Annotated in this window: 8 protein-coding genes; 5 read left to right on the forward strand and 3 right to left on the reverse strand. The window is 36.7% G+C overall.

From position 1 onward, the window contains the following. Positions 1-4: 4 nt before the first annotated feature. The 4 genes from NV377_RS21615 (at position 5) to srtB (ending at position 9,140) form a co-directional block, all read left to right on the forward strand. Complete coding sequence (locus NV377_RS21615) at positions 5-1,306, forward strand: sensor histidine kinase (RefSeq protein ID WP_258202876.1); 1,302 nt, start codon at positions 5-7, stop codon at positions 1,304-1,306. Continuing rightward, complete coding sequence (locus tag NV377_RS21620) at positions 1,307-2,038, forward strand: LytR/AlgR family response regulator transcription factor (RefSeq protein ID WP_258202877.1); 732 nt, start codon at positions 1,307-1,309, stop codon at positions 2,036-2,038. It abuts the gene before it with no gap. A 529-nt stretch (positions 2,039-2,567) separates the two neighbouring features. Continuing rightward, complete coding sequence (locus NV377_RS21625; RefSeq protein ID WP_258202878.1) at positions 2,568-8,228, forward strand: SpaA isopeptide-forming pilin-related protein; 5,661 nt, start codon at positions 2,568-2,570, stop codon at positions 8,226-8,228. A gap of 147 nt (positions 8,229-8,375) precedes the next feature. Then, positions 8,376-9,140, forward strand: a complete 765-nt coding sequence (gene srtB / locus NV377_RS21630; RefSeq protein ID WP_258202879.1) for a class B sortase — start codon at positions 8,376-8,378, stop codon at positions 9,138-9,140. A 94-nt stretch (positions 9,141-9,234) separates the two neighbouring features. On the opposite strand, the gene NV377_RS21635 is transcribed toward srtB, so the two are convergent. From NV377_RS21635 to NV377_RS21645, 3 genes are read right to left on the reverse strand one after another with little or no spacing between them, the layout of a single operon-like run. Then, positions 9,235-10,083, reverse strand: coding sequence for a sugar phosphate isomerase/epimerase family protein (locus NV377_RS21635; RefSeq protein ID WP_258202880.1), 849 nt, complete (start codon positions 10,081-10,083; stop codon positions 9,235-9,237). Further along, positions 10,076-11,122: a zinc-dependent alcohol dehydrogenase gene (locus tag NV377_RS21640; RefSeq protein WP_258202881.1), complete on the reverse strand. Its 1,047-nt coding sequence runs from the start codon at positions 11,120-11,122 to the stop codon at positions 10,076-10,078. The genes NV377_RS21635 and NV377_RS21640 overlap by 8 nt, the downstream gene beginning before the upstream one ends. Before the next feature lie 10 nt (positions 11,123-11,132). Next, entirely contained in the window at positions 11,133-11,966 is an 834-nt protein-coding gene (locus tag NV377_RS21645; RefSeq protein ID WP_258202882.1) for a helix-turn-helix transcriptional regulator, read from the reverse strand. 470 nt (positions 11,967-12,436) lie between these two features. Between NV377_RS21645 and NV377_RS21650 the strand changes: the two genes are divergently transcribed. Then, on the forward strand, positions 12,437-13,390 hold the full coding sequence (locus NV377_RS21650) for a DNA-methyltransferase (protein WP_258202883.1): 954 nt from the start codon (positions 12,437-12,439) through the stop codon (positions 13,388-13,390). Positions 13,391-13,891: the final 501 nt, after the last annotated feature.

Here is a 13,891-nt window from a genome sequence, read left to right on the forward strand (position 1 = left end):
AAAAATGGGACAGTTGGAAATACTAGCACATGGCGTGTTGGAGTTAAGTTTTATATTTGGTGGTTTCTTTTACACAGTTAATATAAAACCGACACTGAAGATGATTGCTTTATATTTGTTAATATCCGTTGTTCCGACCATATTATTATTAATATGGTTTCCACAATGGTTGTTCATTAGCTATCTACTTATTTCTACTGTCGTTATTTTTTGTTTCATTACAAAATCCATACTTAGTGCAATGAATTTTTGTGTCGTAGTGGTCGGTGGAATAGTCGCCGACCACTTTTCGATGTTACTTAAAAACTATCTAATTGATAGTGTCGGGGAAACCTCTATTGTTATTGAACTAGTATTATTTTGTTTTATTTATGCGGTGCTAATCCATATATATAAAGTGACCATTCAAAAAGAGAATAAATCGTTGGAATTTCCATGGTTTGTGCAATATTCACTATTGATAATTATGATTGTTACTTTAATCGTCGTATATTTAACTATGTTTTTACAAACAAGCAATGATGAATTTCAACTAGTGAAGATCAATCTACTTGTACAATTAAGTTACTTTGTTTCAATGATCATTCTTTTTACCCTATTACTTAACTACTTTAAGAAACGGAATAGTATACGACAAAAGGAAATTGAGTTTGAACAATTTCTCTATTATATGAAGGAACTTGAGCAAGTAAATCAAGATATGCATAAATTCAGACATGATTACGTGAATATATTACTTACGATGCGTGGATTTCTTGATGACAATAATATGACTGGATTGAAAAGTTATTTTCATGATCACATCATTAAAGTAGAGCAGCAAACATTGCATCATAACCTAATGTTTATTCAATTGAAAAATATTAAAATATCTGAATTAAAAGGATTAATAGCTACCAAACTCATTGCAGCGGAAAAATCGAAAGTACTTGTTAATGTAGAAGTACCGGATGAAATTACAGAAATTGATATGGATATTATCGATTTAGCCCGCATCATTGGAATATTACTGGATAACGCGATTGAAGGCAGTGAGGATATTCAATTCGCAAAAATCAATGTGGCTATATTGCTTACGATAGATGGTAATGTTGTTATCGTTATTGAAAATCGTACGAATCTGATTGACGTTAATGTATCCAGATTATTTGATGAAAATGTATCTACAAAAGGCAGTCAGCGGGGGCTAGGCTTATCAACGGTTCGAAGTATTATTAGTAATTACCCGAATACGGTGATAAATACCTCTATTGATAATGAATGGTTTATTCAAGAGGTAGTTGTTGAGACGAGGAGGGTAAGTTAGATGAAGGTTATCATATGTGAAGACGAATTGGAACAACGCCAACAAATACATGCAACGATTGTTAATTATGCGATGTTCAACGAACCTTCTATTGAAGTTGTATTAAGTGCATCAGGTCCCAATGAAGTATTAACTTATCTTAATGATTATCAAGCGGATTGTTTCTTTCTTGATATAGAATTAAATGCCTCACTAACAGGTATTGATCTAGCTGCGGAGATTAGAAAAAAAGACCCTTTGGCTAATATTATATTTGTGACGACGCATGCAGAAAAGTTAAAACTTACATTTACTTACAAATTAGCTGCGTTAGATTTTATTGTTAAGGATGAATACACAAAGTTTACGGAACAGGTGAAAGAATCACTACAAGTTGCCTTTAATAAATATGTACAGATTGGTCAAGTAGTAGATACGGATTTCTTCCAAATCAAAATTGGAGAAAAGATTAAGAATATTCCGTACAATAATATTTACTATTTTGAAACCTCCGTGCAGCAACATAAGATAGAACTTCATGAAAAGAATGGAAGATACGAATTTTACGGTAGAATTAAAGAGATTGAAGAAATCAATGGACCTTTCTTTCGTTGTCATAAAAGCTATATTGTTAATATCAATCATATAAAAGAAATAGATAAGCGATCAAAGCTAATAACGATGAGTAATGGGGCACTTTGTCCAGTATCATTCCGCCTAATGAAAGAGTTGCTAGAGAAGATTGAGCTTTAAGAAGCTAAAAGTACGACATTAGTGAACGTGTACAATTAAAATTTAAAAATAAAGTATATCTTAATACGAAGATATACTTTATTTTTTTTTAGCACATACCGATATAAAATATGGAGATAAATGTAAGGAATAAGAGAGTAGAGAAGTAGTATTTGCTTGACGTATTCACTTCAACTAATTAAAATGTATAGCAGTTTGTCTATTAATTGAAGTTTAGATTTTGATCAGTATTATGTGGTATAGTCTCGGGATGCTAATCGAGATCAGTTATTTTTCAGATATAGAAGCTATAATGTTAAAAGGCATTATTTGTGGAGATTTTTGAATTAGGGAGCAAACATGTATTGATCAAATACGATAGATCGCAAAGAAGGGGATGAGGAATGAGTTTTGCCGGAATCTTGAGCTAGTGATTGGAATAGGACATCGAAACATGTACTCTTTCTGTTCTGTGCAAAAATTTTACCGTTAACTAGCATTAAGATAATAGAGTTTAAATAAATTCAAGCGGAAGGAAGTAGAGTACATAATGCGTAAATATGCAAAGATTATATGGATTTGTTTATTAGTTATTGCATTGCAAGCTAGTTCTATTTCGAAAGTATTAGTTTCGTATGCAGCAGGTTCAGGTAATGATGTGACGGGGCAAGTGGCTTCTCAATTTATTACTGGTGTAGATGTAAAAGAGAAGGCTGGGGCTATCCCAGGTAACACATTAATTGGAAAACCTAATCTTGAAAAGAATTCTGATTTTTATTTGTATTATGATTTTATGGTTCCAAATGTACATACTATTGCCGAAGAGGATTTCATAATTATAGATGTACCGTTAGCAATTGCCCTTCCTGTTATCCCTGGTAACCCAGAGTACAAGTTTACTACATTAATATCTGAAGATGATGGAACTGTTATTGCAGACGCATATCTGATTCCGGGTAATAAAATTAAGCTTGTTTTTACAGACAGTGTAGAAACGCTTTCCAATGTAGGTGGGGCATTCTTCCTAGCTGCTTCTTTTGACCAAGATGAGATTAAAACAGATGGTACCGTTACAGAGATTGATTTCGGTATACCAAACACAACACTTGAGTTGACATTCAAAGCAGATCCTATTGCTGTGCCAGACCCGGTTACTGTCCAAAAAGATGGTAAAATAACTAGTGGAACTAACATCGAATGGAAAATAACTGTCAATAAAGAGAATGTTAACGTTAATAATGCAGTACTAGTTGATGCTATCCCGTCAAGTCAAACCTTGGATGTATCATCAATTAAAATTAACGGTGCCATTCCTACAGCTGGAGTAACTACTGATGCTGATACTTTAAGTGTTTCATTAGGAGACATTACTACCCAGCAGGTAATTACCTTTACTACCTCATTAAAGGAAACAGCATTACTTGCGGCACTAGAAGCAGGAGATACGTCCATTTCTGTAACGAATACCGCTTACCTTGAGCATGATGATAACGAGACAACGAATGTGGATAGCCCGAAAACTGTAAATATTCCACTTAGTATTTTAAGTAAATCAGGAAGTTATAATGCTACAACAACAGCGAATAATACAAAAAATATTACTTGGACGATTGTCGTGAATGAAGATGATCTAGCATTCAACAATGCCATTATTAAGGATACACTTCCTGCTGGGTTAACTTACATTGCTGGAACAGCAACTGTAAATGGTGCTAATGTTACTCCGGTAACAAGTGGCTCAGAGCTGACTTTTAACCTAGGTAATATTACGAATGAGGTTACGATTACGTATGAAACTGAGATTGCGCCAGCTCGTTTTCAATCAAATGGCTCTTATAATTTCGTAAACGAAGCGGTCCTTACTTGGGATGGTCTTACTGGAACTGGAGTAGTAAAAAATGCTTCAGTAGGTGTTGGAAGTAACTTAATCAACAAGTCAGGTGCGGGTTATAACCGAGCGAACGGTGTAATTTCATGGTCAATTGATATTAATAGTGAAAATATTAGATGGGCAGCACCAACGATTACGGATATAATTCCAAGTGCTCAACAGTATATTCATGGGTCTGCTCGAATTGTGGATCATCAAGGCAATGCTTACTCTGGTGGTACATTTAACTACTCTTCTGGAACTTCAACGCTTAGCTATACGTTTGGTTCTGCTATTAATTCTAAATACACGATTACATTCGATACAAAGCCAGCAGATACAGTGAATATTACTGCTAATGCTAGTGGACAGTTTTCAAACACAGCCAAGTTTGTCAGTGGTTCTATTGATATTAGTGACCCAGGAACGCAGAGCTATACAAGCAATGTGTTGAAAAAGGATGCGGAAGGCTATGATCTAAATGTAGCTGACCGTACAATTACGTGGAAGTTGACTGTTAATGAAAACGGTGCAACAGCTCCAAGTGCACCGAAAGCAGGAACTGATCCTAGCTTGTACGCTGCTATTGCACTTCCAAATGTAAGCATTGTTGATACTATTCCTGACGGACTTACCTTTATACCTGGCAGTGTTATCGTTCATGATGTTAACGGTGCCCCTGTCAGCTTTCTCGTAACTGTTACTGGAACAGATGTTGTAACCTTCGATTTTAACTCGAGCATTACGGAGCAATACACCATCTATTTCGACACTGCGGTTACGGATCTATCCAAGTTTATTTCACAAAATAATACGTTGAATAATGGTAATTTTGATGTTACGAATGAAGCAACATTAACCCATGATAAAACGACAAGATCCAATACTGATCCTGCAACTCAAACCATTAGCAACCATATTGTAAGCAAGAAAGGTATTCCAACAGCGTATGGCAATAAGTATGTTGATTGGGTTGTATATCTGAACTCCAATGCAGTTAATCTTAATCAGTTGCTGGATGTCGATAGATTCTGGTTAATTGATAACCTGCAAGCAGGTCTTGAGCTAGACACAACAAGTGTGGAGTTAATTGCATATAGTGGAGCAATTAACGTACCTAACAATATTCCAGCAAACGGAAATGATGGTTTAGGTGCAGGTACACCAGTACCACTTAATGGCTCACATATTGTCTATGATGCTACAACTAGAGAATTTAGATTTAATTTCCCGACGGATACGATTGATAAGGCGTATAAGCTTTCGTTCCGTACGTATGTAACTGAAACGGTAAACTCTGGGTCTAGCTTCACTAACAGTATTAATTTGTTCGGTTCTAAAGATAATGTCGCCGTTCCAATTGATGGTGCATATCAGTCCAATGATTCACGTCAAGTAACCTTCTTACAAGCTGGAAGCATGGGATATGGTAATCTTGGTAAATTTATCGTTAATAAGGTAGATTTAGATGATAACAACGTTAAATTATCTGGAGCAACCTTTGCCTTGTATGATCAATATGGCAATAAGGTTCAAGAAAAAATGACAGTCGATGGAAAACTAGAATTCAACCGTATTAAGTCGGACTTATCATACTATATCCAAGAGGTTGTCGCACCAACAGGGTACTTAATAAGTGGTGATGTAAGTGTAGATGGAGCTCCAGCAACGCTTACAACAGTTGGTGATGTTGTAGAGGATGCAATTGAATTGAAATTGAGCTCTGTGCTCAATCAGAAGTCAGTGGAGTTAACGTTCAAAAACCAAGAAGTGAAAGCAAACGTTAAATTCACAAAGAAAAATGAAACAAATGGTCCGTTGGCAGGCGCGCAATTCGGTCTGTATATACGTGGGGCCGTTGCAGGTTCGACACCATTAGCAACAGCAACGAGTTCAGCTGTAGGTGAAGTTTTATTTACTAACGTACCTTATGGTGAGTACGATATTCGTGAAATACAAGCACCAAACGGCTATCGTACCCTAACAGGAGTTGTTCATGCTGTTGAGGTTACTGCAGCTGATCACGGAACAACGATAGCACTATCAGATGTTTCAAATTCATTGATTCGAGCAAATATTGAATTCGTTAAGCTAGACGATTCAGGAGACGAACTCGAAGGTGCAGAGTTTAAATTGTATAACAGCGGTAATGTTGCGGTAGCAGCATCAGAATCTGATGAAGATGGACTTGTAGAATTCAAAAACGTTTTAGCAGGATCATATACGATTCGTGAAACGAAAACTCCATTTGGTTATATGCCACTTACTGGAGATGTATTCACAACTACGATTACTGAAGCAAATCATGGTTCAACAATTGATCTTGGTAACGTAACAAACGTATTGATCCAATCATCTATTGAATTTGTGAAAAACAATGAGAAGAACCAACCGTTAACCGGAGCTACATTCGGTCTGTATAATAGTCTAGATGTAGAGGTTCAAAGAACTACAACTGGCACTGACGGTAAAGTAACGTTTATGAATGTAGGCGAAGGCACCTACACAATAAAAGAGATTTCATCACCTTATGGGTATAAGATAATTGATGGAGTCATCTATACTGTGACGATAACAAATGACGATCAAGGCATCAAAAAACAGCTTGCTCCAGTAGCCAATACACTTATTGAAGCGAATATTGAGTTCGTAAAATTAAGTGAGAAGGGGAAAACGCTAGCTGGTGCGGAATTTGTATTGTTGGATGAAAATGAAAATATAGTACAAACGGTAACAAGTGGCGTCGATGGTAAAGTTACATTTGTTGATGTACTAGAAGGCAAGTATGTCATTCGCGAGAAAACAGCACCTGTAGGTTATAATCCATTAACAAGCGATGTGGCGACTGTAGAAATTACTGGGCAAAAGCATAATACTACAGTATCAATTCCAGATGTAACGAATCAGATCATTAGAGGCGATGTTAAGTTTGTTAAGGTGGCTAAGAACTCTGGCAAACTATTGAAGAATGCAAGATTTGCGTTATATGCAGCGGACGATACAATATTTGATAAAGAGATTGCAACTGCGATCTCCGATGATAATGGGGTAGTTCGTTTTGAAGATGTAGAGTATGGGGATTATACAATTGTTGAAATTGCTTCTCCTAGCGGCTACTATAAATCAAAAGATAAGCTGTCTGTTACGATTAGCGAAGAAGGAAAAACTTATGATCTCGGAAACTTTGAAAATCAAATAATACCGGATAACTTTATTGAAGGTACGATTGAAATTAACAAGGTTAATGAACTTGGTGATCCGCTTTCAGGTGCGAAATTTGCACTTTATAATGTAGTAGGCTATCGTGTTGCAGAAGTAGTAACTAATAGCTCGGGTATTGCTCGTTTCACTCCGGTTGAAGAAGGTATTTACACAGTTGAAGAGGTTGAAGCACCTACAAACTATGTGAAGTCAGATCAAGTAGAGAACGTTACAATTACAAGCGATAAAAACTATGTGAAGCTGACATTTGTCAACGAACGTAGTAGTGACGCTCCTTGGCCAAACGTAAGTGTTCAAAAAGTCGATGATGCAGGTACACCACTTGCTGGTGTTAAATTTGCATTGTATAAAGCAACAGATACAGCATTTGCAACTCCAGTTGCGAATAGCACAACAGATGCTAACGGTGTTGCAACATTTACAAATATTCCTCCTGGTAAATATGTTGTAAAAGAAATTAAAGCACTAGAAGGCTATATTCTTTCTAATGTGACGTTACCAGTAATAGTAACTGAGGATGCGAAAACATATGACGCTGGAACAGTGGAAAATCGTGTTATTCGTGGTGATATTGTTGTAACTAAAGTTAATGAGCTTAATGAACCGCTGCAAGGTGCAGAGTTTGGCTTATATGATAAAGATGGTAAATTAGTTAAAGTAGCAGTAAGTAACAATGAAGGTATCGCGAACTTCAAAGATATTTCATACGGTTCTTACAGCTTGAAAGAGCTGATTGCGCCCGAATCTTATGAAAAATCTGATGAAGTGCTAGCAATTAATATTACAATTGATGGTACGGTTCAAGCCTATACAATTGTAAATAAAAAAGTCAACGTTTCAGGTGTTAAACCTGATAAGCCAGGTACAGGTTCTAATCAGCCAGGTGGTACGGATTTAGGTACAGGAAGTAACAAGCCAGATCCAGGTACTACAGAAACTGGTATAGGAAGTAATAAGCCAGGACTTAATGGTAGTAATAACGCAGGTGGAGTGAATCAAAGTAATCAACTGCCTAAGACAGGAGATTCTATCTCTACAATGTTGTGGTTGTTTGTAGGTAGCGGATTGCTTATCATTGCTTTACTGTTAGTTGGTAGAAGAAAAACTCACAAACAATAATTTGCTTGATTACAGAATGCGTACGTTCCAGTTGGAATGTACGCATTTCTTATTTAAGAGGTAGTTAAAAGAACACGTTATAAAGGAACACTTTAAGTTATAATTTGAATTAGGCAGGTAAACCAATGAAATAGATTGAGGGATATAATGGGAAAAATTATAAAGCGAGTGGTGCTATTTATTGTTATCGCAGTTTTTTTATACAGTGGTTATCAATTAGGTCTTTACCTATATGACGGTTATGCAAGCAACAAGCTGAATGAGCGTATGAAACAGCAATATGAGGATGTACGAGAAGATCAGCAAGAGATTAATGATGCTGAGCAAGGAGAGTTAACTGAGGAACAATTGAAGCAACGCTATAAGGAGCAATTTGATCAATTGCTAGAAATCAATCCTGATATTGTTGGTTGGATTAGCATTGATAACACGGGGATTGATTACCCTGTCGTGCAGTCTAGTGATAATGATTACTACCTGAATCATAATGTTGAAAAACAATCATCTGCACGAGGCTCGATATTTATGGATTATCGCAATAAGAATATGAATGATGATATCCATACTGTGATTTACGGTCATCATATGAAAGATGGCAGTATGTTTGGTGAGTTATCTAAATATAAAGATGCTGCATATTACAATGAGCATGATACGATCACTTTTGAAGGATTAGAGGGATCAACGAAATGGCAAATCTTTTCTGTATATATTTACTCTCCTGAGGATCAATTTTTTGAATATGAGTTTGCTGACGAGCAGCAGTATAATACTTATTTGGACGCAATAATTAAAAAGTCACAGTATGATACTGGTGTCAGAGTAACTTCAGACGATCAATTGCTTACACTAGTAACGTGCACATACGAGATAACGGATGCTAGATTTATTATTCATGCCAAACGGGTATAGTATAAGACTCATAATTGATTATTAATGGTATGTCAAAAAGACATGATAACTAAGGACTATCATGTCTCTTTGCGCAATGTAAAAAGAATACTACTTATTGACGAGTATGAGATAGCCGTAGCTGAGACCATATACTGTTCATGCCACTTTGTATTGTAGTTAGTGCTTGTTCATTAATAATATTAGACTCTGTAGATAATATTTCTTGCGCAACTATACCTTGATAGCCCGTACTATGAATTGCTTCGAGAAACGCAACAAGATCAATGACTCCATCACCTGGATATAGTCGATCATTATCTACTAATTGCTCGATAGGTAGAGGCTTAGCATCATTAATATGAACATAGGCAATATCTTGAGCATTTAATAGTTTAAGTTGTGTCGTATTCATGTTATTGCAATGCCAATGATAGGAGTCAATAAGCAATCCTACATTAGGCAGAGCTATTGCATCGATAAGGAATAATGTATCTTCCATCGTATGGATAAAAGGATATTTCCAAGCTGTGCGAAGGTGATGGGGACCCACAAACTCAATAGCTAACTTTATTCCGTATGGTTGTAGGATTTGAGCACATATTCGTAACCTTCTAACTGCATGAAAGCTGAATGTTACTAAATCTAGATCTGTAGATGGAAGAATATATGTGCAGCAAACGGTACTTCCTAACATTGAGGCAGCGTAAGCTCGATGAGGAAGTTGTTGCAAATCCTCTTGGAAAGCTTTCTCACTATCTTGCCAATTAACAGCCAGTGAGAATGCAGCGGCTACAATATTTTTCTCGTCTAATAATTGCTTTGCTTGGTCAAGGCCACACTCTTTATGCAGCTGACATGGATCTAATTCAACTGCATCAAATCCGTAGGCAGCTGCATATGTAATGAGTTCTACTTCTGACTCCACACGACCAAGTCCTGCTCTAGTTAAAGCCTTAAGCATAATGGTTCACCTCTTTCGTCCGATCATTTGTTGTCCAATCAAATAATACACCATGGTACTGATCTTTATCATTGCGTAAACCTTCATATGCCTGTTGAGCCTCTAATTGTGGAGGTACAATATGGCTAATTAAGGGATCAATCTTTAACTTTTTATTTTTCATAAGATCAAATACAATTTTAGTGTTTCTAACAAGAGAATGTTTAATATAGGGATTGTGTTGAACAGGTAGTCGCCACTCATGAGCCCCTTTGAATGTAATACAGCCGTGATCCATAAGATGAGTATAATTCAACAAGTCGGTAATATTACCTGTGTAATCACCACGAGGGCTTCCAAGCAGTATGAGCTCACCATATGGGGAGATGTAAGGTAAACTTTTTGTAACGACCTGTGGTACTCCTGTTGCTTCAATAAGTGTGGACACGCCCAATTGGGATGTTAACAATGATATTTGATCTAATAGTTGATCATCATTACCATCTAGAGTGGCATATACACCGCAACGTTTAGCTAAGGCAAGTCGATTGGCTGATACATCAATACCAATAATATTTGCTCCTTGCAAACTAGCAAGCTGTGCTGCAAGGTTGCCTACTAATCCCAGTCCAGTAACGGCAACATAGTCTCCTAATTCAATGGAAGAAACTCGAATAGATGTCATCGCAATAGTAGCCAATCTTGCAAAAGGAATCCAGTAGAGAGGAACACCCTCTGGTACCTTTACAATAAGATCATTTTCATTAATTGTTTCGTATCGTGCATGATTTCCGTAGTGAAATATATGATCTCCAATCTCGAAATCTACAACATTCGAACCTACGTTAATGACTTCACTTACCGCGGAGTAACCAGGAACTTGAGGCATGGAGAACCATTTCTCATTACCGGATAAACAAGCGAGTTCGGTCCCAGCACTTACTAATGTATATATTTTTTTAACTAGAATTCTATTAGATTGTAGCTCGCTAGCGATATATTTATCTTCTTGGACTTCTACTTGCCATGGAGCTGTAAACATAACTTGAGTATTAATCATATTGTTCCTCCTACAACTTTTTATTAACTTCTTGATTTGCGATGGTTCTATTTAAAATGCTTTCATGACTTTGTGATGTATGTAAGGAATGGAATTGACTTGCACTCGTACCAACCATACTCTTAAATGCTCGACTGAAGGAGTAGATGCTTGTAAATCCTACTTGTTCTGAGATCGTAGTTAGGGTGTGCTTTCCTTCTAATATTTTTTTCTTTGCTTGTTCAATACGTATCGAAGATACAAATTTATGAATAGAGATTCCTAATTGTTCTTTGAACAGATGGGAGAGGTGATTAGGCGATAGGCCCACATGCTCAGCAATGGACATACGGTCAAGTTCGTTACGAGCATAATTGGAATATATATAATGAATACTCAACTCAATAGATGCCCACCCCTTCGATTGTTTACTTAGTTGAATAGGGGTTTCCGTCTGATTACGAAAAAATATAGCAAGTAATTCTGTTAATATTCCCTTCATCTGAACATCTGAGAAAGGAATAGTTGAACTATATAGCTGTTGTAACGTTAGAAATCTTCTTTTCAAATAGAGCTGATCGTTGGAATTAATATGAGAAATAGGATCTATGAATAGTAGTGATTTTTCTGAATCAGGTAATACGTTCTGTTCGGGTAATGTAATGCTTATTTCTTGCCACTTCCTTCGCTGGACATTAGACATTAAATCGAAATGAACAATATATTGAATAAGTGGTGTTACAGAAGTAGCATGAATGAGATGTAACATGAACGGTGGCATTATAAGAGCATCTCCTGCATGAAGTTGATACTTAATACCATCAAGGATAAAATCGGCATCACCTTGCTCTATATATGTAAACACATGATCATAGTCAATCCACTCTCCAAGTAGCTGATGAGAGCGGGATATTTTGACTAATCGTACGAATGGGGATATGTGCTGAAGTTGTTCAATAAACCTGTTCAGAAACTCACCTCCGATTGTAAATTATGAAAAAACATGAACTGAGAACGGTAATGTTGGAATTCATCCGTATTACAAGCGCTATGTAAAAATTCAGTCTAATTTTAGACGAATTTAAATTATACACTTACTAAATATTGTAAATAATTATACCTCATTTGTCTTTATACAAGATAGTGCATATTTACCAAAAACTACGATAATTAATAGTCGAGAATGTCACAACTTAATAAATGTATTCGTTCGACTTAAGTAAGCCTATATAACTAGTAAGTTAATTCGTTGTTTTCGTATAATAAGTATGATAAACTACAACACAAAATAGATACCTAAGAGTAAACTCGATAGATATCGTAACGGGGTGAACAATGAAAGAAAAATCAGCTAGAAATAAGACGATTGATATTTCAGTTGAAGAAGGTTCACAGTATTATGAAAGATGTATCCAAGTAAAATCGGAAGTTATAATTGATGATATTATAGATAAAAGTATTCACGGTAATTCATTAGAAGTTCTACCTTTATTACCACATCAATTTGTGGATTTGTTAATCGTAGATCCACCCTATAATCTTGAGAAAAACTATCATGGTGCAAAATTTACGAAGCAGAGCGAAGAAAACTACCGTACATATACGGTCGAATGGGTTGATAAAGTATTGCCCTTACTTAAGCCAACTGCAAGTATTTATGTTTGTTGCGACTGGAAATCTAGCTTAATTATTGGTAGTGTACTTATGGAGAAATTAAATGTAATGAACCGTATTACATGGCAGCGCGAGAAAGGTCGTGGTGCCAGTAGTAACTGGAAAAATGGAATGGAAGATGTATGGTTTGCAACGGTGTCCAAGGATTACACTTTCAACTTAGAAGCAGTGAAAATACGTAAAAAAGTAATTGCTCCTTATCGAGTAGATGGTAAGCCGAAAGATTGGGAAGAGACGAAAGAGGGTAACTTCCGTAATACTTCACCATCAAATTTCTGGGACGATATTTCAATTCCTTATTGGTCGATGGCAGAAAATACAGCACACCCTACACAAAAACCAGAGAAATTATTAGCGAAGCTTATATTAGCCAGCTCGAATAAGGATGATATTGTACTTGATCCATTTATGGGTTCAGGTACTACATCCGTTACTGCTAAAAAGTTAGGTCGTCATTATGTTGGTATTGAGCAGAATGATGTCTATTGTACTTGGGCAGAGAAACGTTTGGAAATGGCAGAAGAAGATGAATCCATCCAGGGGTATGTGGATGGTGTGTTTTGGGAGCGTAATACGTTTGCCACTCAGAAAGGAAATTCAAAAAGCGGACTTTGATAACGAAGAGCATGCTTTCGTAGCATAATCGACGTCGAAGATGTCCCCCATCGAAAGCCTACGTGTGCTCACGTACACAAAACGTACGCTGTGCTACTCGTTTCCACTGTGGGGCATCTTCTCGATTCTGAAAGCCCTCTTTTTGAACCTTTATTGGAAGAGGAAGTTCAAAAAGCGGACTTTGATAACTATGATAGGCTTCGTAGCATAATCGACGTCGAAGATGTCCCCCATCGAAAGCCTGCGTGTGCTCACGTACACAAAACGTACGCTGTGCTACTCGTTTCCGCTGTGGGGCATCTTCTCGATTCTGAAAGCTCTCTTTTTGAACCTTTATTGGAAGAGGAAATTCAAAAAGCGGACTTTGATAACGAAGAGCATGCTTTCGTAGCATAATCGACGTCGAAGATGTCCCCCATCGAAAGCCTGCGTGTGCTCACGTACACAAAACGTACGCTGTGGGGCATCTTCTCGATTCTGAAAGTCCTCTTTTTGAACCTT

It is taken from the genome of Paenibacillus endoradicis (assembly GCF_024721975.1).